Source organism: Hymenobacter mellowenesis (assembly GCF_030581005.1).
GTDB lineage: Bacteria > Bacteroidota > Bacteroidia > Cytophagales > Hymenobacteraceae > Hymenobacter > Hymenobacter mellowenesis.
Genome location: NZ_JAUQSX010000013.1, coordinates 18,952 through 41,735, shown reverse-complemented (window position 1 = coordinate 41,735; position 22,784 = coordinate 18,952). Strand labels below are relative to the sequence as shown.

Annotated in this window: 19 protein-coding genes; 4 read left to right on the top strand and 15 right to left on the bottom strand. The window is 64.0% G+C overall.

Features of this window, described 5'->3' with window-relative positions; translation table 11 throughout:
• Positions 1-66: 66 nt before the first annotated feature.
• The 8 genes from Q5H92_RS20975 to fumC form a co-directional block, all read right to left on the bottom strand.
• The gene (locus tag Q5H92_RS20975; protein ID WP_305013519.1) at positions 67-690 is read right to left on the bottom strand and encodes a thioredoxin family protein; all 624 of its coding nucleotides are present in this window, start codon (positions 688-690) and stop codon (positions 67-69) included.
• Between the two features lie 92 nt (positions 691-782).
• Positions 783-1,280 (bottom strand): DinB family protein, encoded by a 498-nt coding sequence (locus tag Q5H92_RS20970; protein ID WP_305013518.1) that lies wholly within the window; start codon positions 1,278-1,280, stop codon positions 783-785.
• Positions 1,281-1,373: 93 nt separating this feature from the next.
• Positions 1,374-1,832 (bottom strand): DUF6970 domain-containing protein, encoded by a 459-nt coding sequence (locus tag Q5H92_RS20965; RefSeq protein ID WP_305013517.1) that lies wholly within the window; start codon positions 1,830-1,832, stop codon positions 1,374-1,376.
• Between the two features lie 91 nt (positions 1,833-1,923).
• Positions 1,924-2,325 carry a diacylglycerol kinase family protein gene (locus tag Q5H92_RS20960; RefSeq protein WP_305013516.1) on the bottom strand — a complete coding sequence of 134 codons (402 nt, stop codon included), beginning with the start codon at positions 2,323-2,325 and terminating at the stop codon, positions 1,924-1,926.
• Entirely contained in the window at positions 2,318-2,911 is a 594-nt protein-coding gene (locus Q5H92_RS20955) for a GNAT family N-acetyltransferase (RefSeq protein ID WP_305013515.1), read from the bottom strand. The genes Q5H92_RS20960 and Q5H92_RS20955 overlap by 8 nt, the downstream gene beginning before the upstream one ends.
• 110 nt (positions 2,912-3,021) lie before the next feature.
• Positions 3,022-3,609 (bottom strand): DinB family protein, encoded by a 588-nt coding sequence (locus Q5H92_RS20950; protein WP_305013514.1) that lies wholly within the window; start codon positions 3,607-3,609, stop codon positions 3,022-3,024.
• Between the two features lie 64 nt (positions 3,610-3,673).
• On the bottom strand, positions 3,674-4,264 hold the full coding sequence (locus Q5H92_RS20945) for a Crp/Fnr family transcriptional regulator (protein WP_305013513.1): 591 nt from the start codon (positions 4,262-4,264) through the stop codon (positions 3,674-3,676).
• A gap of 217 nt (positions 4,265-4,481) precedes the next feature.
• A complete protein-coding gene (fumC, locus tag Q5H92_RS20940; RefSeq protein ID WP_305013512.1) occupies positions 4,482-5,882 on the bottom strand; it encodes a class II fumarate hydratase in 1,401 nt (466 codons plus the stop codon).
• Between the two features lie 152 nt (positions 5,883-6,034).
• On the opposite strand from fumC, the gene Q5H92_RS20935 reads away from it, so the two are divergent.
• The 3 genes from Q5H92_RS20935 to Q5H92_RS20925 all read left to right on the top strand — a co-directional run bounded on the left by Q5H92_RS20935 (position 6,035) and on the right by Q5H92_RS20925 (position 9,889).
• Complete coding sequence (locus tag Q5H92_RS20935; protein WP_305013511.1) at positions 6,035-6,211, top strand: hypothetical protein; 177 nt, start codon at positions 6,035-6,037, stop codon at positions 6,209-6,211.
• A 139-nt stretch (positions 6,212-6,350) separates the two neighbouring features.
• Positions 6,351-8,621 (top strand): M28 family metallopeptidase, encoded by a 2,271-nt coding sequence (locus tag Q5H92_RS20930; protein ID WP_305013510.1) that lies wholly within the window; start codon positions 6,351-6,353, stop codon positions 8,619-8,621.
• A 188-nt stretch (positions 8,622-8,809) separates the two neighbouring features.
• Positions 8,810-9,889, top strand: coding sequence for a proline iminopeptidase-family hydrolase (locus tag Q5H92_RS20925; protein WP_305013509.1), 1,080 nt, complete (start codon positions 8,810-8,812; stop codon positions 9,887-9,889).
• Between the two features lie 68 nt (positions 9,890-9,957).
• Here the strand turns inward: Q5H92_RS20925 and Q5H92_RS20920 are convergent, their stop codons facing one another.
• Both Q5H92_RS20920 and Q5H92_RS20915 read right to left on the bottom strand, forming a co-directional pair.
• Positions 9,958-11,175 (bottom strand): TonB family protein, encoded by a 1,218-nt coding sequence (locus Q5H92_RS20920; RefSeq protein WP_305013508.1) that lies wholly within the window; start codon positions 11,173-11,175, stop codon positions 9,958-9,960.
• The gene (locus Q5H92_RS20915; RefSeq protein ID WP_305013507.1) at positions 11,162-11,851 is read right to left on the bottom strand and encodes an RNA polymerase sigma factor; all 690 of its coding nucleotides are present in this window, start codon (positions 11,849-11,851) and stop codon (positions 11,162-11,164) included. Before Q5H92_RS20915 ends, Q5H92_RS20920 begins: the two co-directional genes overlap by 14 nt.
• A 384-nt stretch (positions 11,852-12,235) precedes the next feature.
• Between Q5H92_RS20915 and Q5H92_RS20910 the strand changes: the two genes are divergently transcribed.
• Positions 12,236-14,236 carry a vWA domain-containing protein gene (locus tag Q5H92_RS20910; protein WP_305013506.1) on the top strand — a complete coding sequence of 667 codons (2,001 nt, stop codon included), beginning with the start codon at positions 12,236-12,238 and terminating at the stop codon, positions 14,234-14,236.
• A gap of 197 nt (positions 14,237-14,433) precedes the next feature.
• Here Q5H92_RS20910 and Q5H92_RS20905 read toward each other — a convergent pair whose 3' ends face one another.
• The 5 genes from Q5H92_RS20905 to treF form a co-directional block, all read right to left on the bottom strand.
• A complete protein-coding gene (locus Q5H92_RS20905; protein WP_305013505.1) occupies positions 14,434-15,258 on the bottom strand; it encodes a porin family protein in 825 nt (274 codons plus the stop codon).
• Between the two features lie 284 nt (positions 15,259-15,542).
• On the bottom strand, positions 15,543-17,555 hold the full coding sequence (locus Q5H92_RS20900) for a DUF7619 domain-containing protein (RefSeq protein WP_305013504.1): 2,013 nt from the start codon (positions 17,553-17,555) through the stop codon (positions 15,543-15,545).
• A gap of 966 nt (positions 17,556-18,521) precedes the next feature.
• On the bottom strand, positions 18,522-20,315 hold the full coding sequence (locus tag Q5H92_RS20895; RefSeq protein ID WP_305013503.1) for a hypothetical protein: 1,794 nt from the start codon (positions 20,313-20,315) through the stop codon (positions 18,522-18,524).
• Complete coding sequence (locus Q5H92_RS20890; RefSeq protein ID WP_305013502.1) at positions 20,312-20,866, bottom strand: RNA polymerase sigma factor; 555 nt, start codon at positions 20,864-20,866, stop codon at positions 20,312-20,314. Before Q5H92_RS20890 ends, Q5H92_RS20895 begins: the two co-directional genes overlap by 4 nt.
• Positions 20,867-21,126: 260 nt before the next feature.
• Positions 21,127-22,779: an alpha,alpha-trehalase TreF gene (gene treF / locus Q5H92_RS20885; RefSeq protein WP_305013500.1), complete on the bottom strand. Its 1,653-nt coding sequence runs from the start codon at positions 22,777-22,779 to the stop codon at positions 21,127-21,129.
• Positions 22,780-22,784: the final 5 nt, after the last annotated feature.

Sequence of the window (22,784 nt, the reverse complement as noted above, 5' to 3'; positions counted from 1 at the left end):
CGTTAAGTACTTTGGTTAGAACGGCGCGAATAGCCGGGCGGAGGCAGGCCCCGCTCCTCCATTGGGCTAAAGGCTGTGCAGGAGAGCCAGCAGTTCGCGCTGCGTGCTGAGCGTGTGGTCTTTGGCGTACCAGCTGTGCAGCTCAGTCACGAACTCCTGATAAGGCACTTCGGCCTGCTTAAGGCGCATAAATAACTCCTGGGCCGGGGCCGGGCGCGGGCCCCAGGTAGCTTTTTCCTTTAGGGTGTCGGTGCACAGCACCACCAGCTTGGGAATGGCGCGGCTGCCGTTGGTGAGGTAGCGGTCCATGAGGTCGGGGTTCTCGTCGCGCAGCACGTAGCGCGTGCTGATTTTGCCTTGGCTGGCGCGCGCCACGGCTTCGAGCACGGGCACAAGCTGGGCGGCGTCGCCGCACCAACCTTCGGTTATCACCAGCCACTCGTAGCCCTGGTCCAACTGGTTGAGGGCTTTTTGCAGCTCGGGTAGTAGCGTGACGGTTTTGTCGAGGCGCTGCATACGCTTGATGTTCAGGCGGGCGTATTGCACGAGCTGCTCCGATTGGTTGGGGCCGGTGGTCTGGTTCCGGGCCATCAGCTCGTCGAGGAGCTGACGGTAGCCGGCGTAGGAATATGCTTGATTGAGCCGCTCAGCGGATAGCACCGGCGCGGCGGAAGCCAATAGTTCGGTCATGGCAAACAAGGAGTTGGCGGATGGATGGAGCTAAAAAACCCTCCCGGGGCCGGAAGGGTTTTCAAGAAAGTCAAATAATTCGCCGGTACGTGCTATAAGCTGGGCACTGCGTGCTGGGCCGCCGCGCTCAGTTCGCGGCAGTAGGTGATGAAATCGGAATTGACGGGCTCGAAACCGTGGTCGCGCAGGCGGGTAGCCACCTGGGCACGGTGGTAACTGGCGTGCACCACGGCGTGGGTCAGGATGTCGTGCACCATGCTGTCGTAGCTATTGCCCAGCGAGTTGGTGTAGTAAATCAGGCGTTGCAGCTCGGTTTCGTCGGCGTGCACCATCAACTGGTGCAGCGGCTCCGACGACTGCTCGTGCAGGCGGTGAATGGTGGCCAAATCGTGCTCCTGCCATACTTTCACGGGGCTGGGCACGCCATTGATGCGCGAAATCCAGATGGTTTGGGCATTGAGCACGTGGCTAAAGAGGCGCAGCACCACGGCCGGAATTTCCTGGCCGGTAGCGGCAATTTCGTCGAGGCGGTCGAGGACGGTAACGTTGGCCCACACGTTGAAGGCGCCGAGTTTTTCTAAAGTATTCATCTTAATAATGTTGAGTGCTGAATGTTGAGTTTTGAGTTGAAAAAGGCCTTGTTAAAACACCTCAATATTTTACACCCAAAACCCAGCACTCCGCTATCGCGGGTCTTGCCAGACCAGTTTTTCGTTGGATTTACGCTTTTCAAAATCCGGGCATTTGCCGTCGCCCTTGCCCGTGATGCCACCGTCGGGCTGGCAGATGAGCTTGCCGCGGGTGTCGTACACGTTGGAGTACTGGTCGCAGCAGGGCGCTGAGATGTAATACACCTTCTGGCCCTCGTAGTCGTAGCGCAGGATGCGGGTGATGGGGTTGCGCTTGCGCTCGGCCAGCACCTCGGCAATGCGGGCCTTCAGCCACGGCGGGCGGGCCGTGGTGTCGGACTCGGCCACGCGGGCCGGCACGGCGTCCACGGTATTGGCGCTGGTGGGCGCGGGCGTAGCAGGGCCGCTCACCTGGCCGTTTTCGGGCGGCGTGGTGGGGTTAGTCACGCTTACCTGCTGGTGGGCGCAGGCCGTGGTCAGCAACAACAAAGCAGCAAAGGAAATCAGGCGCATGGGCTCGGATGGAAGTAAAGGCTGACGCGAACAGTGGCCAAACCGCTATGGTTACGCCGCGCGCGGGCAATGGTTCAGGTCGGGGCGTTGGTTATTGCCCCAGCAGGTGCGGCCCAAACACCAGCGCGCCCACCACCACCGCCCCGAATGCGGCCAGCAGCACGGCCCCAGCAGCCACGTCCTTGGCCTTGCCAGCCAGTATGTGGTACTCAGGCGAGGCCAAATCAGTCAGCGCCTCAATAGCCGTATTCATCAGCTCAGCCGACCACACGCAGGCCACTGAAATGGCCACCAGCGCCCATTCCAGTCGCGAAATGCCGTAGTAAAACCCCAGCCCGATAACGACTACCGTGGCAAAGGCATGGAAGCGCAAATGCACCTCCGAGCCCAGCGCCGACCACACGCCCCGAAAGGCGTGGCCGAAGCTGGCCACGCGCCGGCGCCACAGGCCCTCGGGCGGCCGCAGCCGGTCAGGGACTTTGGGCTCAGCCACGGGCTTCGTACTGCTGGAAAGTGGTTTGGCGCAGCTCCGACCAATCGGGTCGGATAACGCTGAATATCACCGTGTCGCGCCGGATGCCGCCCTGCGTGGGGCGGTGGCTGCGCAAGGTGCCTTCCTCGGTGGCGCCCATGCGGGCCATGGCCGTGCGCGACTTGTGGTTGCGCGAATCCGTTTCCAACTCTACCCGCTCGTAGCCCAGCTGCCCGAAGGCGTGGCACAGCAGCAAGTGCTTGCAGGCCCGGTTCAGGCCCGAGCGCTGGAATTCGGTGCCCACCCAAGTGTAGCCGATGCTCAGGCGCTGGTCAGCGGGCACCACGTTGTAGTAGCTGGTGGAGCCCGCCAGCCGCCCGGTTTCGCGGTCGATGATGGCGAAGGGGTAGCGCAGCCCTTGCGCCCGCGCCTCCAGGGCCTGACGAATGTAGGCGGCCAGGCTCACCGCGTCGTCGCCCCGCGTGAGGGTGTATTTCCAAAGGTCGGCATCGAAAGCCACGGCTTTGAGGGCTTCAAAATCGCCAATTTCCAGCGGGCGCAGGCGGGCGCGGCTGTTTTCGAGCACGATGGGAGCGGAGAAATCCATAAGGGCGGCAAAGATGCTGGGAAAAAAGAAAAGCCCACGCTTCGCTGGAAGGCGGGTCCCTCTTTTAGCTTACCCAGGCCGCGCAACAAAGACCGGTTTTCGGCCAGGTCTTAGGCCGCCGCTCCATCAGGCACTGAGGCGGCCGCTACCGAAGCCGGGGCGCCGCCCACGGCCCGGAGGGCCTGCTGCACGTGGCGCTGCTCGTGCAGCACCTGCAACTCAAACGTTTCGCCCAGCCGCATTTTCAGCAGCCGGAGGAACTCTACGGGCACGGCTTTGCGGTTGAGGTCGGCGCGGCGGGCCTGGGCCAGTAGTGCCAGCAATTGCTGCTGGTGCGCGCAAAACTCGGCCACCACTTCGCGGCCGAGCTGGCTGCCGCCGGGGTTCATGTAGTTGAAGGTCTTGACTTTCCTGGTATTGGTGGGGGCCATCATGTCGAGGAATTTGCGCCCTGCCCAGCTGTAGCGCACGTCCCCATTGGTTGAAGTGTCGGGCCGGGCCAACGCCTGCGCGAAACGTGGGTTGTAGTAGCGGCTGTAGCGGTTCAGGTGCTCCAGGCACTCGAGCGCGCTCCAGGCATTTGGGGCGGGCTGCTGGTTGAGCTGGGCTGGCGCCAGGGGCTCCAGTTCGGTTTGCACGGTGGCCACAAGCTGGCGGACGGCGCGGTCCAGCTCGGTCAGAAAGGCAGTGGGATTCATGGCGTTGGAATTTTTGCCAAAGGTCCGGCCCACCGCTTTCCGGCCTCTTGATTGAAATCAAGATTTACCGCAGGCGGCTCAGCGTTTCCGGCGTCATGCGCAGGTAAGAGGCTAGGTACTTCTTCGGTACCGACTGGAAAATGTGGGGGCTGCGCTGCCGCAGCCGCGCCAGGCGCTGGGCCGGCTCGGGCAGAAGCAGGTCGATTTCGTGCTCCATCCGGCCCACGAGTGTTTTTTCCAACTCGTGCCGCCACAGCTTGGCCAGGCCGGGGCTGCGGTCCACACAGGCCTGAAAATCGTGGCGGGCAATGGCAATCAGCCCGCTGGCCCGCAGCGCCTGAATGGCGTATTCCGAAGGCTGGCCCAGGGCGAAGGACGGAAACGCGCATACCATATTGCCCGCGTGCACAAAGCCCACGCAGATTTCCTCGCTGGTCGTAGGGTAAAAAATGCGCAGCGCGCCGTGATGCGCGAAGTACAGGTACTGCTCGGTCTGGCCCGGCGCAATCAGAAATCCATGGCGCGGCACCCGTAGCTCCCGGGTCCAGCACGCCACAAAATCGGCTATTTCGGCTGTCGGCAGAAAAGGAGTGCTACTGAGCCAGTCGGCCAGCATCGCGCGGGCCTCAGCGGCAAAGGCAGGGGCAGAAGCCATCAGAAAGGTTGGATGAAAACGAAACTGCCTTCAATATTGATACGCGAAGCTTAATTCCAAGCAAGCAGCCCCGTTGTCGCAAAAAAGAAGTCCCGGCTTAGCGGCCGGGACTTCTTTTCCTTACGGATGTTGAACCTGTACCCCGAAGCTCCGCTCCGGCTCGCGTCCGCATCGTTCAACGAGCCGAAGCAGAGCTTCGGGGTACTCGTTCTGATAGCTACTTGATTTCGCCCACCATTTCGCCGGGCTTCAGCCACTCGTCGAACTCGGCCTCGGTCACGTAGCCCAGCTTGAGGGCGGTTTCCTTCAGCGTGGAGCCGTTTTTGTGGGCCGTTTGGGCAATTTCGGCGGCTTTGTAGTAGCCAATGTGCGGATTGAGGGCTGTCACGAGCATCAGGCTGCTGTCGACGTGCTTCTTGATGTTGGCCTTGATGGGCTCGATGCCCACGGCGCACTTGTCGGTGAAGCTCACGCACACGTCGCCGATGAGGCGGGCCGAGTGCAGGAAATTGTAAATCATCACCGGCTTGAACACGTTCAGCTCGAAGTGGCCCATCGAGCCGCCCACGGTGATGGCTACGTCGTTGCCCATCACCTGGGCTGCCACCATGGTCATGGCTTCGCACTGGGTGGGGTTCACCTTGCCGGGCATGATGCTGGAGCCGGGCTCGTTGTCGGGAATGTCGATTTCGCCGATGCCGGCGCGCGGGCCCGAGCTGAGCATGCGGATGTCGTTGGCAATTTTCATCAAGCTCACGGCCACGGTTTTGAGGGCGCCGTGGGCTTCCACGATGGCGTCGTGGGCGGCTAGGGCCTCAAACTTGTTTTCGGCCGTGATGAAGGGCAGCTTGGTGAGGTCGGCAATGTGCTTGGCCACGTTCTCGGAGTAGCCTTTGGGCGTGTTGATGCCCGTGCCCACGGCGGTGCCGCCCAGGGCCAGCTCGCTCAGGTGGGCCAGCGTGTTGTTGATGGCGCGTAGGCCGTGGTCGAGCTGCGACACATAGCCCGAAAACTCCTGGCCCAGCGTGAGCGGCGTGGCGTCCATGAAGTGGGTGCGGCCGATTTTGACGATGTGCATGAAGTCTTTCGACTTGGCTTTCAGTGCGTCGCGCAGCTTCTCGATGCCAGGGATAGTGGTTTCGACCAGGATTTTGTAGGCCGCGATGTGCATGGCCGTCGGGAACGTGTCGTTCGAGCTCTGGCTCTTGTTCACGTCGTCGTTAGGGGCCAGCACCTTCTTCTCGTCGGTGAGCTTACCGCCCTGCAGCACGTGGCCGCGGTAGGCAATCACCTCGTTCACGTTCATGTTGGACTGCGTGCCCGAGCCCGTTTGCCACACCACCAGCGGAAACGAATCGGCCAGCTTCCCGGCCAGGATTTCGTCGCACACCTTGCCAATTAGGTCGGCCTTTTCGGCGGGCAGAATGCCGGCGTCGCGGTTGGTGAGGGCGGCGGCTTTCTTGAGGTAGGCGAAGGCGGCGATAATTTCCTTGGGCATCTTGTTGATGTCCTGCGCAATGGGGAAATTCTCGATGGAACGCTGCGTTTGGGCGCCCCAGTAGGCGGTGGCGGGCACCTGCACAGTGCCCATGGTGTCCTTTTCGGTGCGGAAATCCATGCGGGGTTGGTGGATTGATGGAGAAGTGAATAAGCGGCCAATGCGGTGGCGGCCACGCGCAAAAGTACGCAGCCCGGCCGGCCCCGACCGGCGCGCGGCAGCCATGCGCCGCGCAATGCCGTACACCTAAGCAACCCAACTTGTTTGAATTTATGAACCAGCCCACTCCCACCCCCGACCCTTCTCACGAGCCGCCCGTCCCCGTGCAGGGCGACGGCACCCCCGACTACAGCGACATTGAAGTAGCCACCGAAACCGACCTGCCCACCCCCACCAAGCCCGGCGGCAGTGCCACCGAGCCTGAGAGCGGTGGCGGCTACAGCGGTTAGTCCGGATGCTCTCCAAGCATAAAAAAGGCCGCCTTCGGGCGGCCTTTTTTATGCGCGGCCGGGTGGCGGGACGGTGCTACCTTGTGCGGGCTTAGGAGCTGAAAAGCAGCGCCCGGGCTCCTGCTTTTCAATAGAACATATGCTGAAACGCTACTCCTACTTGCTGGTCGCCGCGCTGCTGGCCACCGCTACCGCCCGCGCCCAAACCGCGCCGCCCGAAACCAGGCCGCTGCTGGGCTTCGAGCCCGCCAGCGCCGCCACCGAGCTCCAGCTCGAAAAGCAGTTCGATGCCCAGCTCAAGGCCGACAACCTGCGCCAGTGGATGAAGCGCATGGCCGCCCACCCGCACCACGTGGGCTCACCCTACGACAAGGACAACGCCGAATTTATGGCCGCGCTGTTCAAAAGCTGGGGCTACGAAACCCGCATCGACGTGTCGTACGTGCTGTTTCCGACGCCCAAGCTGCGCGCGCTGGAGCTGGTGGCGCCCACGCGCTACGTGGCCGGCCTGGCCGAAAAGCCGGTGGCCGAGGACGCCACTTCGGGCCAGACGGCCGAGCAATTGCCCACCTACAACGCCTTCTCGAAAGACGGCGACGTGACGGCCGAGCTGGTGTTTGTGAACTACGGCGTGCCGAAGGACTACGAGGAGCTGGAGCGCCGCGGCATCGACGTAAAAGGCAAAATCGTGATTGCGAAATACGGTGGTTCGTGGCGCGGCATCAAGCCCAAGGTGGCAGCCGAGAAGGGCGCCATTGGCTGCCTGATTTACTCCGACCCCAAAGACGACGGCTACGCCCAGGGCGACGTGTACCCCAAAGGCCCCTTCAAGCCCGAAACCGGCGCCCAGCGCGGCTCGGTAATGGACATGCCCACCTTCCCCGGCGACCCGCTGACGCCCGGCTACGGCTCGACCAAAAACGCCAAGCGCCTCGACCTCAGCAAGGCCACCACGCTCACCCAGATTCCGTGTCTGCCCATCTCCTACGGCGACGCGCAGCCGCTGCTGGCCGCCCTGGCCGGCCCCATGGCGCCGGCCGACTGGCGCGGGGCGCTGCCCATCCCCTACCACCTCGGGCCCGGGCCGGCCAAAGTGCATCTGCAGCTGGCCTTCAACTGGAAAACCGAACCGATTTACAACGTCATCGCCACCCTGAAAGGCAGCACTTTGGCTGATGAGTGGATAATGCGCGGCAACCACCACGACGCCTGGGTGAACGGCGCCAGCGACCCGCTCAGCGGCATGGTAGCCGAGCTGGAAGAGGCCCGCGCCCTGGGCGAGTTGGTGAAAACCGGCTGGCGCCCGAAGCGCACCATCATGTTTTGCGCCTGGGACGGCGAGGAGCCCGGCCTGCTGGGCTCGACGGAGTGGGCCGAAACCAACGCCAAGGCCATTCAGGAGCATGTGGTAGCGTATTTGAACACCGACAACAGCGACCGGGGCTTCTTGGGCGTGTCGGGCTCGCACACGCTGGAGAAGTTCTTCAACCAGGTGGGCCGCGACGTGCCCGACCCGGAGAAGGCCGGGATGTCCATCATCGAGCGCCGCCGGGCTTATGACTTGGTGGAGGGCAGCCCCGACGCCCAGAAGGATGCCCGCGACCGGCCCGACCTGCGCATTGGGGCGCTGGGCGCGGGGTCTGATTATTCGCCCTACATCCAGCATTTGGGCGTGCCATCGATGAACGTGGGCTTTGGCGGCGAGGGTCAGGGCGGCGAGTACCACTCGATTTTCGATTCGTTCGACGACTTCACCCGCTTCAAAGACCCCACATTTGCCTACGGCGTGGCCCTGGCCCAAACTATGGGCCGCTGCGTGCTGCGCCTGGCCGATGCCGACGTGCTGCCTTTCGAGTTTCAGAACTTCTCCAACACCGTGGCCAAATATGGCACCGAGGTGAAGCAGCTGGCCGAAACTATGCGCACCGAAACCGACAAGCAAGCCAAGCTGCTGACCGAAAACCGCTACGAAGCCGTGGCCGACCCCACCAAAACCCTGCTTCCGCCCAAGGCAAAGGAGGCCGTGCCCTACCTCAATTTCGCCCCGCTCGACAACGCCCTGCTCAAGCTGGAGCAAAGCGCCCAGGCCTACGCCCAGGCCCGCAAAGCCAACTCCACCCTGCCTGCCGGCCGCCAAAAAGAGCTCGACCAGCTCCTCTACCAGGCTGAGCAGCTGCTGCTGAGCACCGAGGGCCTCCCCCGGCGCCCTTGGTACCGCCACCAGATTTACGCTCCCGGTTTCTACACCGGCTACGGCGTGAAAACCCTGCCCGGCATCCGCGAGGCCGTGGAGGAGCGCAAGTGGGCCGAAGCCGACGAGCAGATAAAGCGCACCGCCGCGGCCGTGGAGCGGTTTTCGGCGCAGGTGAGCCGGGCGGCGGCCGTCGCCGCGCCCGGGCCGGCGCAGTAAGCGGCAGGTTCGGCTGCAAAATCCAGAACGGTCATGCTGAATTAAAAGAACGTCATGCTGAGCGCAGTCGAAGCATCTCTACCGCGCAAGTAATTAATTGGTATTGAGGTAGAGATGCTTCGACTGCGCTCAGCATGACCGGTGTAATTTGATTTTTCTTTAAAATTCTACTCAGCCTCTCCCCTTTAATGAAACTTTTTACCCTCTCCCGGCTGGCCGCGCTGGCCCTCGGCGCCACGTACCTGACCAACTGCAACCAGCCCGGCGTTACTTCCGAAACCAAAGAGGCCGCCGCTTCGGGCACGCTGGCCAGCTACTTTGAAAACCCCGAAACCGGTGTGCAGGACGGCAACGTGCGCGTCATTCCCATCAGCACGCCCAAGGGTAAGTTCAAGGTCTGGACCAAGCAGTTCGGCAACAACCCCAAAATCAAGGTGCTGCTGCTCAATGGCGGGCCGGGCGCTACGCACGAGTATTTCGAGTGCTTCGAGAATTTTCTGCCCAAGGAAGGCATCGAATTCATTTACTACGACCAGTTGGGCTGCGGCAATTCCGACAATCCCAAAGACACCGCCATGTGGAGCCTGCCGCGCTACGTGGAGGAGGTGGAGCAGGTGCGCCAAGCCCTGAAGCTCGACAACACCAATTTCTACCTGCTGGGCCACAGCTGGGGCGGTATTCTGGCGGCCGAGTACGCCTTCAAGTACCAGCAAAACCTCAAGGGCCTCATCATTTCGAATATGATGATGAGCATTCCGGCTTATAACAAGTATGCCGACGAGGTGCTGGCCCCGCAGCTCAAGCCGGAAGTACTGGCCGAAATCCGGCAGATTGAAGCAAAGAAAGATTTCGACAATCCGCGCTATATGGCTTTGCTGGAGCCCAACTTTTATGCCGAGCACTTGTGCCGCCTGCCGCAGCTGCCCGAGCCCGCTGCCCGCTCCTTCAGCAAGCAAAACCATTCGCTCTACGTCACCATGCAGGGCCCCAGCGAGTTTGGCGCCTCCGGCAAGCTGGTGAACTGGAACCGCGTGCCCGACCTGCCCAAGCTCAGCGTGCCCGTGCTCAGCATCGGCGGCAAGTACGACACCATGGACCCCGCCCACATGCGCATGATTGCCCAAAAAGTGCAGCGCGGCAACGCCCTCATCTGCCCCCAAGGCAGCCACTTGAGCATGTACGACGACCAGCAAACCTACTTCAAAGGCCTGCTCACCTTCCTGAAAGCAGTAGACGCCGGCACCGTGAAGCCGGGCGCCGAGCTGTAGCGTGGACTCTGCGAGTCCGCGCATCGAACGAATTCGCCCATGCGCGGACTCGCAGAGTCCACGCTACATTAAAACGGCACCGTGAATTCCATGACGAGCGGGGCGCGGCGGCCGCCGGCGATGCCGGGCTGCCACTTGGGGCCGTCGCACACCAGGCGCAGGGCTTCTTCGTCGTAGTCGGCGCGCATGCCGCGGGTTACTTTCAGGTTGCTCAGCTGACCGTCGGCGCCCACGGTGAACTGCACGCGCACCAGGCCGCTGATGCGCGCCTCCTTTTCGGGCTCAAACTGTGAAGCCTCGCGGCGCAGGTAGTCGCGGAAGCTGGGGGTGCCGCCCACCGGCGCCGGCTTGATGGCGAAACCCGCCGGCATGGGCGTGTTGGGCACCATGGCGGGCGCGGCGGCGGGCATCAGGGCTTTCATCTTTTTCGCTGCGGGGGCGGCCACGGTCACTTCGCTGAGGGAGAGCATCGAGTCGGTGGCTGGGCGGCTGGGCGGGGCGCTTTCGCTTTTGGCAGCCGGCGCGAAGTCGGCGCGGGCCAGCTCCGGTTCCCGGGACTTATCGTCCGAAACGGCTGCGGCCTGAGTGGCTTGGGCTGCGCTGGCTGCGGGGGCGGCTGGGGGCGGGGCGGCCATGGCTACGGCATTCGCGGCTTTGGCATCCTCGGCCTGCTCCAGGGCCGCAACCTGCGCGGCCGTGGGCGGCACAAAGCGCGCCCTGGCGGTTGCGCGTCTGGCGTCGGCGCGGCTAACGGCCGCTGATGATACGGCGGCGTAGGCGGCTTGGTCGGCAGTTTTAGTGGCTTGGGAGGCGGAAGCTACAGAAGACGGCCCGGTAGCTGAAGAAGCCACCGGGGCGGCCGGTTTCGAAGCTATGGTGGCGGGTACTGCCGGCTCGGAAGCTGTTTCGACCCGCGCGGTGGTAGCGGGCGCGGCCGTTTCGTACTGCTCCCAGCCCCAGATACCAGTGCCGACCACGGCCAGCAGCGCCGCCGCCGCCGCAATGCGCGGCCAGGCCCAGCCGGCGGCGGGCTCGGGTTCGGCCTGGCCCAGGCGGGCTTGCAGGCGGGTGCGCAACTCGGCCACGGCGCGGTCAGTGGTGGGGCCGTCGCTCATCGCGAAGCCTTCTACCAACTCGGCGCAGCGCTCGCAGTCGAGGGTGTGGGCCTCGATGCGGTGCTCGTCGGCCGGTGCCAGTTGGCCGGCCGCGTAGGCGCGCAGCTCCGCCGTGGCCGGGTGCGGGCCGGGGGCGGGCAGCTGGGCAAAAGGCGAATCAGCGGGCGACATGGAGCGGGTTGTTGTTGGGGGCAGAAAGTGGGGGCGGAGCGGTGGGCCGGGCCGGCGCGAGCGGCTCCAGCTGGCGGCGCAGCATGCGTTTGCCGTTTTGCAAATGGCTGCGTACCAGGTTCAGTTCGAGACCGGTTTCGAGGGTGATTTCGCGGTAGCTTTTCTTTTCGAGGTAAAACAATTCGAGGCAGCGGCGCTGGGCCGGGGGTAGCTGGGCTAGGGCCGCCTCCATGCTTTGCAGGCGGTTTTCGGTTTCCTCCGCGTCCTCGGCGGCGGCGTCCTCGCCTTGCAGATGCCGGGCCCCGGCAGTTTCCACATCGGTGGCGTCGGGCAGGGTAACAATAAGTGGTCCGGCGCTGGGGCCGGCGCGCTTGCGGGCGCGCAGCTGCATGAGGCAGTGGTTGCGGGCGGTGGTGTGCAGCCAGGCCGGAAAGTTGTCGGGCGCGTGGGTGCGCAGCACCTTCACCAGGTGCTCAAACAGCTGCATGGTGGCATCCTGGGCGTCTTCGTCGGGCGGGGCCAGGTAGCGGCGGCACACGGCAAAGGCTTCGGGCAGATACCGGTCGTAGAGCTGGCCGAGGTCGGCCACGTCGCCGTGCGCGCGGTAGCGGGCCAGCAGCTCCTGGTCGGAGAGCGGGGCGGCAGCAGCGGACGGTTTGGCGCGGCGGAAGAACATTGGAGGCGGAAGTTAGGGCAAATGTGGGGGATTTGGGGGCGGGGAGTGCCTTGCTGCGCGGCCGGGAACCTCACCCCCTGACCCCGGTTCGCTTAATGCGCGAAGCCAAAAAAGAGGGGGCACGGAGATGCACGGATTGTAGCGTGGACTCTGCGAGTCCGCGCATGGTTAGGCGCGGTAGGTCGTTCGCCCAGGCGCGGACTCGCAGAGTCCACGCTACGAACTCGTCAGGGTACCCTCTCTTTTGGCTTCGCGCATTAAGCGAACCGGGGTTGGGGGTGAGGTTCTGCCGGACGCGCCGCCCGAAATTCTCCCAACCTCCCGTGTGCAATCCGTCAGCCGCCCGCATCAAGTCAGCACGTTTCACCAAACCCCCTTGCCGCCATGAGAAACCTGTTGCTGCTACCGCTGCTCCTGAGCCTGCTGGCCCCGCTGAGTCCCGCCCTCGCCCAGAAAAAGGCGAAAAGCCCCGCGCCCACCGCCGCCCCCGAACCCGCCGATACCATCCGCCACCGCACCCTCACGGGCATCGTGTTGGATGCGCGCACCAAACAGGGCCTGCCCGGCGTCACGGTGCTCATCAAAGGCACCCAGCAGGGCGCCGCCACCGAACACGATGGCCGCTACTCGCTCTGGGTGCTCAATGCCGCCAGTGCCACGCTGGTTTTCACCGCCCTGGGCTATAAAAAGGTAGAGCGCCAAGTCGGCGGCGCGCGGGTGATAAACGTGGCGCTGTTTTCGGAAATTAAACAGCTGAACGAAGTGTCGGTAGCGGCTTATGGCATTGAAAACAAGGCCGAACGCAGCGCGGCGCCCGCCGCCGCGTCCAAGCGCAAGATGAAAATGGCGCAGGACGCGGCCGATGTGGCCTACACGGCGCGGATGTGGCCCAACAGCGCGCCCGCCATGCCCATCATGCCCGCCCAGCCCGAAGCCGGGGCCGGCGACACCTACGCCCACACGCCGGAAAACAAGTTTTTCGAAGTCAAAAAAGACCCGCTCAGCACCTTCGCACTCGATGTGGACAACGCCTCTTACAGCAACGTGCGCCGCTTCCTCAACGAAGGCCAGCTGCCCCCGCGCGACGCCGTGCGGGTGGAGGAAATGCTGAACTACTTCCGCTACGACTACCCCGCCCCGGCCGCCACCTCGCCCGACCCCGTCCGCATCAGCACCGAGCTGGCCGTGTGCCCCTGGAACCCCGCGCACCAGCTGGCCCGCATCGGCATTCAGGCCAAGAAAATCGAAACCGCCAAGCTGCCGCCCGCCAACCTCGTGTTCCTAGTCGATGTCTCGGGCTCGATGTACGGGGCCGACCGCCTGCCCTTGGTGCGGGCCGGCCTGAAGCTGCTGGTGAAACAACTGCGGCCCCAGGACCACGTGGCCCTGGTGGTGTATGCCGGGGCAGCCGGCCTGGTGCTGCCGCCCACGTCCGGCTCGCAGCCGCAGGTCATCCTCGATGCCATCGACCGGCTGCAGGCGGGCGGCTCCACGGCCGGCGGCGCGGGGCTGCGCCTGGCCTACTCCACGGCCCGGCAGAGCTTCAACAAAGAAGGTAACAACCGCGTGATTCTGGCCACGGATGGCGATTTTAACGTGGGCGAAAGCTCCGATGCCGCCATGGAGCAGCTCATTGTGGAGCAGCGCGAAAGCGGCGTGTTTCTGACGGTGCTGGGCTGCGGGCGCGGCAACCTGCGCGACAGCCGCATGGAAACCCTGGCCGACAAAGGCAACGGCAACTACGCCTACCTCGACAACCTCGACGAGGCCGGCCGGGTGCTGGTGGCGCAGTTCGGCGGCACGCTCTTCACCGTGGCCAAGGACGTGAAGCTGCAAGTCGAATTCAACCCCGCCCGCGTGGCCAACTACCGCCTCGTGGGCTACGAAAACCGCATGCTCGAAGCCGAAGACTTCAACAACGACCGCAAAGACGCCGGCGAACTGGGCGCCGGCCACACCGTGACGGCCCTCTACGAAATCGTGCCCGTGGGTGCTTCGCAGCCACTAGTTGACGACCTCAAATACCAGCCCACTAAAACCACTACGGCTACCTTGCAGCAGTTCATCACCAACGACGTGCTGACGGTGAAGCTGCGCTACAAAGAGCCGCAGGGCAGCACTAGCAAGCTGCTCTCACAGGCGTTGACCGGCACTCCGGCCAGCATCGAAAAAGCCACGCCCGACTTCCGCTTTGCCGCCGCCGTGGCGCAGTTCGGCATGTTGCTGCGCCAAAGCGAGCAGCGCGGCACCGCCACCTGGGCTGCCACCGAGCAGCTGGCCAACAACGCCCGCGGCACCGATGCCGACGGCTACCGCGCCGAGTTGGTGCGCCTCGTGCGTCTGGCCGAGGGCCTGAGCGGCAGCGGTGCGGTGGGAAAAAGGTAGGCGTAGCGTGGACTCTGCGAGTCCGCGTTTCGCTCGAATGGCGCCAACCATGCGCGGACTCGCAGAGTCCACGCTACAAACCAGAAAGGCCCCGCTGAGCTACCAGCGGGGCCTTTTGTATAACATATTTCGGATGCTTACCCGGGCAATAAACCGGAAGGAATAAGTGGAATAGGATGGCGGCTAGTCCGCGTTAGTTAGAAGGAGTAGTTCAGGCCAACTTTGGCCACGCGGTTGTAGGCCTGGAAGCGGTTGCCGGCGTCGAGCGAGGTGAGGCCGTAGTCGTAGCCAGCGCTGATGCCGAGGCCGTTGTCGAACTGGTAGCCGAGGCCGGCCACGGCGGCGAAATCAACTTTGCGGAGCTGGTTCGAGACGTCGAAGTCCTGCTTGTAGGCCGAGAAACCGAGCACGCTGGCATCCACTCGCGCCTTGCCGCTCACCAGGAAGGAGGCCTGCGGGCCAGCGTAGAGGTAGAAGCCGGGCGTGACGAACACCTTGGCCAGCACCGGCACATCGACGTAGGCCAGGCGGGCCGTGCCGGTCACTTTCGCGTTCAGGAAATCAAGGGCCGGGAAGGGCAGCGTGCCGGTGAGCACCGCGCCTTTTTCGGAGTAGGTGATGCCCGGCTCGATGGCGAAGCTGGGGCCCAGCGGCAGCGTGGCGTAGATGCCGGCGTAGAAGCCGGGGCGCATCGACTTGCCGATGGCGCCGTCGGGGGCGTAGCCGGCCAAGGTGGTGAAGCTTTGCACGGCATCACCCTGCAAATCAGCTACGTTCAGGCCACCGCGGAAGCCGAAGCGCACGCTGGAATTGGCGCCGGAACTGCTGGAGTTGGAGTTCGAATACGAAGGCTTGCTGTAGCTGGGGGCGCGGCGGCTGGTGCTGCCCATGGGGCGGGGCGAAGGCGCCGCTTTGGGGTTGCCGTAGGCGTCGCGGGCACCCTGGGCCGAGGCTGAGCCGGCGAAGGCAGAAATCAAAAGGCAAGCCGCGGCCAGGCCGCCCGAAAGGCGTGAAAATTTCATAACCAGAAGAGGTTTGGGAGGTGAAAGAAACCGGCTCTTCCATTGGTGCGGGCAACTCGCCCGGCGTGGTGGCCGATGACAGGATACATTACAAAACCGTGCCAAACCACACATCCGCCTCCCGCCCGGCAAACCACTTCGGCCCGCCACGCCGACCAAGCCCCCCACTTTGCAGACCAGCCGCCGGCCCGCCTCGACCAACCCCTTGCCCCCGAAACGCAAAAAGCCGGGCCGCTCCACTAGCGACCCGGCTTTGTAGCCTTAAAAAAAACTGGGGTAGACAGTTACTCGCGCACCAGCTGTTGGCTGCTGGCCGGGCCGGTGGGCGGCGTTAGGCGTAGTACGTAGAAGCCGGGCGCAAGGCCACGCAAATCCAGCGTCTGGCGCAGCGGGCCGGCCGGGGCCGTGAGCGTTTGCTGGCGCACGGTGCGGCCCAGGGCATCGAGCAGGTCCAGCCGCACGGGGCCGGCGGCCTTGAGGTCGGCCGCGATGGTCACGGCGTCGGTGGCCGGGTTGGGGTAGGCGTTCCAGGCGGCGGCCGTGTGGTTGGCCAGCGTGGCCGAGGTCAGCATCACCGTGGTGGTGGCCGTGTTAGTGATGACCGGTGCGTTGTAGTCGAACACAATGCCGGCGGTGTTGGGCACGATGTCGCCCACGGCCAGCGTGGTACGTGGCTGCACCCGGAATCGCACGAAACCCTGCGAGCGAATCACATCCAGATTGCGTTCCGGTAGGTTGATGTTCAGAAAGCGCACCGTGAGCAGCCCGGTATTGGGCTTGAGGCTGGTGAGGCTCCAGATGCAGTTGTGCGACTGCGCTATCAGCATGAGCGTGGCCGGGTTCAGCTTGCGGAAATCCAGCGTGTCGCTCAGCAGCACGTTGACGGCGGAGGCCGTGCCCAGGTTCTGGAAATGAATGGTGTAGTCGAGTGGCTGCTGGGCGGCCACCTGGGCCGGGGTGAGGCGCTCGTAGCTCACCTCAATGCTGTTGGGGTCGTAGGAAGACACCACGGTTTGGGCTAGGGTGGCCGCGTTGTCGGTGGGCGCTACATCGCCGGTCACCGGGGCGCTAGCGGCAGTGTTCAGCACCGCGCCGGGCGTGGCGTTGGTGGGCAGGCTGAACAGCACGTCGTACTCATTGCGCCCGAACGGGGCCAGGCTGGCGTAGGTCCACGTCAGGGTTTGGCCGGTGCGGGCAGCGCTGGGCGTGCTGCTGATGTAGGTCATGCGGCTGTCGAGCACCAGGGTGGCCGTGCCGCTCGGCAGGGTGGTGGTGCCCACGTTTTCCAGCGTCAGGCGGTAGTGCGTCACGAAGCCGGGCCGGGCCGACGTGTAGGGCGTGAGGGTGGCCCGCAAATCGGGCTGGTTGGCCACCGGGGCCAAGCCAAAAGTTTGGTTGACCACCAACTGGTTGCGGCCGCTAAAGGTGCCGGTGTAACGCCCGCTGCCGGGTTGGGAAACCGTGTAGTGCGGCAAGGCGGCGAGGCTCAGGGTGTAGGCGCCCGGCGTGGCGAATGTTTGCAACTGGCCATCGGAAGCCACGGCGGTGTAGCTGGTGGCGCTGCCTTGGGTGAGCACCCCGGTCACGGAGCGCGGAAAGCTGTTTTCGCCCACATCCTGCCGCCCGTTGCTGTTCTGGTCAAAATAAACCAGGCCCCGCAAGGTATTCGCCTGCGCATTGATGCGGAACGTGACGTTGCCGCTGCCCACTGTGGTGTGCGGGCCAAACAGTACCACGGGGTTGCCGAGCACCCCGGGCAGTCGGGGCGCGGTGTCTATCCGGCCGGTGCCGTACAGGTTGCCCCGGGCATCGGTGTGCAGGTCAGAGAATGCATAAAACCCGGTGTACGACGCGCCCGAACTACCAGGGGGGGTAGATGTCGTTAGGAGCCATTGCGGAACCCCCAATGGGCTGTAGTGTACGATATTGTCTTCTGAGCTAACCACGAGGGAATCCAGCATGGAAGAGCGATAGAGCGGCGCAGTGAGCTGAACCAACAGGGTGACGCCGTCATTGGTGGGGTTCAACGACCAGCCCACCGCGTAGTTATTGCTGCTGGTGACGCCCGCCGTTTGCTGTTCGCCCCGGGCCCAAAGCAGTTGGCCCGCGCCCGTGTATTTGGCCAGAAAAAAACCCAGCCCGACCGTGGTGGTGCCCAACCGGACGCTGCGCTGGCTGCCGCCGGTGATGTAGAAATTGCCTAGCGTATCGGTGGCCATGTCCGTGATGTTGGCGTTCGGATTGCCGGCTAGTATGCTCCACTGCGGGTTACCGGCCGCGTCAAAGCTGTTTATCACCACATTATCTTGCGGCGTGGCCGTGATGAGGGGAGTGGCCGTGCCCTGGTTTAAGTACAGGGTGGTCGTCTGGACAGTTGATAAGGAAAAACTGATTAGGAATCCGCCAAAGGGCTTGGCAGCAAACCGGCTAAGCCCTGGCGAAGACCTGGGGATAGAATTGACATGAAAGGTTTTCGTCCATAGCACAGCGCCGGCGCTGTTTACTTTAAAGACGAAATTTGATATATCGGTCACCGTAATCCCGTTCAAAGAATTGCCTAGGTCAAGTAAGCCGGTGAAGTAAGCATCGCCGTTGAGGTCCGTTTGCACATTCTCTATAGAGCTATTCGTGAAGCTAACGGCACGAAACCATTGCAATACCCCCGCAGGCGAGCATTTGGCGTACCCTGTCTGGTTTTGGTAGGGAAAAGCGGCACCGTCCCATGTTGAACCATTTGAGCCGCCAATGTTCAAGTATATCCCGCCGTTGCGCTTATCGGCGGCCATACTCGATACACTGATGCCGGATAGATTTTTTGCCCAGATTACCGTGCCCGTGGAGTCGTATTTAATCAGCGCAGACGCGAAATAGTAGGAAGGGCTATGCAGGGTGTAGCTTCCCAAATTCAATGTGTAATGATATGCTGTCTTGTAGACGTAGGTATTGCCACCGGCGTCAGTAGCCGAAAGGCTGCTATTCCCAACTCTCATCGTGTCAATATCCGTTTGGGCCAGCCGGGTCCAGGCAATGGATTGTGCCCGCACCGACCCCAGGCCGGCCGCAAACAGAAGCGCTACCAGCAGGTAGCAATGGCGTAGTATTTTCATCAGCTCAGAAAGTAGTAGCGGTGGTGAATGGGCCAAAAGCGTGGCCGCGCGCAAAAAAAACCGCCAATGCCGCTCCGGCCGGAGCGCGGCACCGCGTTTCAAAAAGGCAGACCAGCCACCCCGGGAAAAGGCTGCTGGTTTTCTACAAATAATTATTTACAGCTGAAACCGCACCCCAAACATGAGCCCCGTGGCCGTGGGCTGCTGCCGCAGCCCCGTTTCGGGCTTGTACAGCGAAAGCGCCTGCCAGCGCAGGCTGGGCGCCACGCTCAGGCTGAGGCGGTTGGTGAGGGCGTAGTTCAGAGCCAGGGAGCCCGTCAGGCCCACGTTGAGGACGCGGAAGGGGCCGCTGCCAGCGGTTATTTTCTCGGTGCGGAAGTTCTCGCCGTCAGAAGTGACCACCTGCGTGCCGCCCAGGAAGAACTGCAGCTGGGCACCCACGGCCACGTCGGTCCACAGGCGGCTGGTACCGGGCGCGGCCAGCCGGTAGCGCAGCAGCACGGGCACCGTGAAGAAGCGGTAATTGGGCTGCAACAGCTTCGTGGTCAGCGTTTCCTTCTTGCTGATGAGCGGCGTGGTGACGTGGCTGGTGGTGCGCACGGTGTCGTGCTGCACGGTGGTGGTGCGCACGGTGTCCTGCCGCGGCACATACACCGTGTCGTAGCGAATGACCTGCCCGCTGGCGTTGAACACCGGCGAGGGCTGCGGAATCTGAATAATGCGAACGGAGTACGTCTGGTGGGCGCTGGTATAGGCGTTAGTGGTCGTCGTCGTTGTCGTGTTGTAGGTCACGCTCACGTCGGTGGTTTTGTTGGTAATGCGCAGGTCGGCGCCGTAGGTACTGTAGCCTACGCCGGCACCCACGCTCAGGCGCGGCGAGAGGCGGTACTCGGCCAGCAGCGCGGCATTGAAGCCGGCGCGGCCAGTTTCGTGGTTGCGGCGCAGGGCCGTGAGGCTATCGCCTTCGGGCCCTTGCAGGGTGAGGGTGTTCTGCTCGGGCGCACTGGCCAGCAGCAGGCTCCAGCGGTGCTTCAGCGGGCGCGGGCGGGTGGTATCGGCCGGAGTAGCCGGGGGCAGGGCGGCCGCCATCAGCGGGGCGCCGGGCAGGTCGCCGAGTGACAGCAGCAGGCTGTCGGTGTGGCGCTGCAGGCGTAGCAGCTCGGCGCGTTCGGCGCGCAGGCCTGCCAGCAGTGCCGGGCGGCTGCCGGTGGGGGGCGTTCCCGGCTGCAGGGTGGCAATACTGGGCAACTGCACCAGCACCTGCCGTTCCAGCTCGGCCAACGGCCGCAGAGTGACCGGAGTAGCATCGGCAGCAGGGGTCGTTGGCGCGAGCGTCGCGGCCGGTACCTGAGCAGTCGTTTCGCGGGTTACAGCAGCATCATAGGGCGAAACAGCCGGGAGAATAACGGGCTTTGGCTTACCCGTTATCGCACCAGCAACGGCGACGGGAAGACCAATGCCGTGGGCTTGGTGTGCCCGGCCAGGGACTGAAGAGGCCGGACGGACGTTGCCGGTTGAGGCGCCGAAATTAGCCGCCGCCGTAGCAGGCGCAGTGCCCAGCAAGTGCGTGGCAGCTGTGGCTGGTAGGGCCAAACCCCGACGGCCGAAAGTGCCAGCCGAGGCATGGTTTTTTTCGCTTCGTAGCGCCCGCTGAGCTGCCACCGAAGTGGCCAAGGAGCCTGGCGAAGCGACTGTCTGCAAAGTAGCAACTGACGCCGCTGGGGCCGCGCCGTGCGGCAGCAGCCAGCCGGCCAGCCCGCTCAGCAGGGCCACCAGCCCCACCAGCAGAGGCAAGGGTAGCGGCCGCCGCCGCCCGCCCGGCGCGGGGCTGGGCGCGCCAATGCGCTGCTCAATGCCGGCCCACACCGGCGCGGAGGGCTCCAGGCTGAAATCTTCAAATTTATCGCGCAGGGTCTGGTCGAGGCGGTTTTCTTCCGGTTCGGGCATCATAATCTCAAATAGCTGGACTGCTGCTGGTGCAGTCGGGTAAGTTGTTTGCGGGCCTTACTGAGCTGGGCTTTGGAGGTGCTCTCCTGAATGCCCAGCAATTCCGCGATTTCGCCGTGGGTGTAGCCGTCCACGGCGTAGAGGTTGAGGACGAGGCGGCAGCCATCGGGCAGCTTTTCCATCAAAGCCAGCACTTCGGCCACGCCTAGGCGGTCGAAGGCGTCGGCATCGGCCGAAAGTGGTTCAGGCGCGTCGTCGAGCAGGATTTGCTGGCGGCGGTGCTGCCCGCTCTGCCAGTGGTTGAGGGCCGTCGTCACCACAATGCGGCGCACCCAGCCCTCAAAAGAGCCGTCGGCCCGGAAGTCCTGCAGCCGCGTAAAAATCTTCACGAAAGCATCCTGCAGAATGTCCTCGGCCTCGGCCACCGAGCGCACGTAGCGGCGCGCCACGCCCAGCATGCGGCTGGCGTAGCGGGCATACAGAGCGCGCTGGGCCGCCGGCTCGTGGCGGCCACAACGGGCAAGCAGGTCGTCCAGCTCCGTAGAAAGGGGCATTACATCGGGAAAGCAGCGCAGCCCGGCCGGGTGCTGCCCGGCAGACAAGTTACTCCCGAAAAAGGCTGCTGGGGCGGGGCGAAATATTTTTTAGAGCTGGGCTGGTTAGGTGGATAATGAAAGAACGTCATGTCGAGCGCAGTCGAGACATCTCGCGTGTGGTAGTAACTCAATCGTTGAATCGGTTTTGATTACTTCGGCACGCGAGATGTCTCGGCTGCGCTCGACATGACGTTTTTTTTACCCTCCTGTCCTTTCCGCTACCGCTTCTCCCGGTTCAGCAGCTTCAGCAGCACCCCGTTGGTCCACCCGAAACCGTCCTGCAGCGGGTACTCGCCGCCACCGGCGGGGCGGTTCACGTTCACCACGTCGTACTTCTCCAGCAGCTTGCCGGTTTGCGTGAATACGCGGCTGTTCAGCCGCACCCAGCGGCGCGCCACGGTGTCAGCCAGGGCAGTTTGCTGGTAGCGCGTCAGGCCCTCGATGGCCAGGTACTGCAGCGGGGCCCAGCCGTTGGGCGCGTCCCACTGCTGCCGGGTGGTGGCCAGCGTGCTCACCAGCCCGCCCGGTTTCAGGAAATTAGCTTTCAGCCCCGCCGCCACGCGGCTGGCCTGCGGCGCGGTAGCCAGCCCAAACGCGAGCGGAAACACGCCCGCCAGCGTCCGCACCCCGGCGCGTTGGCGGCGCCGCCAGTTGTAGTCCTGAAACCAGCCGGCTTTGGGGTCCCAGCAAAGAGCCAGCAGGGCGGTTTTGCGTTGGGTCGCCTTGGTGGCATAGGTGCGGGCCTGCGCCGCCTGGCCGGCCACGCGGGCGGCTTCGGCCAGGGTCATTTCGAGATTATAAAGCAAGCAATTCAAATCCACGGGCACCAAATCGGTGGTTTGAATGCTGCCCAGCCCGCCCCCGGCCCCAAACCAGCGGCTGCTGAAATCCCAGCCCGACGCGGCGGCGGCCCGCACATTCCGGTAAAACTGCGCGGGCGGCTGCTTGCTCAGCTTGGCGGCGGCCACGTCCTCGGCGTAGGACTCTTCGCGGGGCTGGTCGCTGTCGTCCCAGTAGCGGTTGAGGAGGGCACCGCTGGGCAGGCGCACCGCGCGACGGACGGCGGTGCCGGGCTTCAGGGTTTCGGCGCCCTGCATCCAGTAGCGGTACTCGGCTTCGAGGGCCGGGCGGTAGCGCAGCAGCTCGCCGTTGCCGCGCTCGCGGGCCAGCAGCTGCACCATGTTGGCAAAAAATGGCGGCTGCGAGCGGGTGAGGTAGTAGCTGCGGTTGCCGTTTGGCACGAAGCCGTAGCGGCCAATGAGGAAGGCAAAGTTGTCGGTAATGTCCTTCAGCAGCGGCCCTTTGCCGGCCTCAGCCAGGCCCAGCATCGTGAAGTACGAGTCCCAATAATACACCTCCCGAAACCGCCCGCCCGGCACCAGATACGGCCGGGGCAGCGGCAGCAGCGAGCGAAACGCGGCCAGCGAATCGGCCGCGTCCACGGCCGGAGCGGCGGGCCGGGCCAGCACCGCCCACAGCGTGTCGAGGTGGTGGCGCAGACCGGCCTGCACATCGGTTTGAAACGGCATCGCACCCTCGGCCGGCAAGTCGAAATGCGCCGTCACGAAGGCTTTCAGCTGGAAGCCCGGCCGGTTTTTCTCGCGCCGCCACGCGGCCAGAATGGTGGCCGGCGCTTGCCGGGGCGCGGCGTCCACAAAGGTCTTGTTGTCGGGGAAAACGCGGCCCAGCTGCACCGCCTCGAACAAGCCGGGGAACAGCTGCCGGGGCGAGGCTGGCTTCGGCGTAGCGGGCGGTGCCGTGGGCGCTGCTGAGGTAGCAGGGGTGGCTTTAGATGCAGCGGTTTCGGTCTGAGCTTGGATAGCCAGGGTGCTCAGCATCCCCAGTAGTGCGCAGAGTAATGATTTGACCATAACCC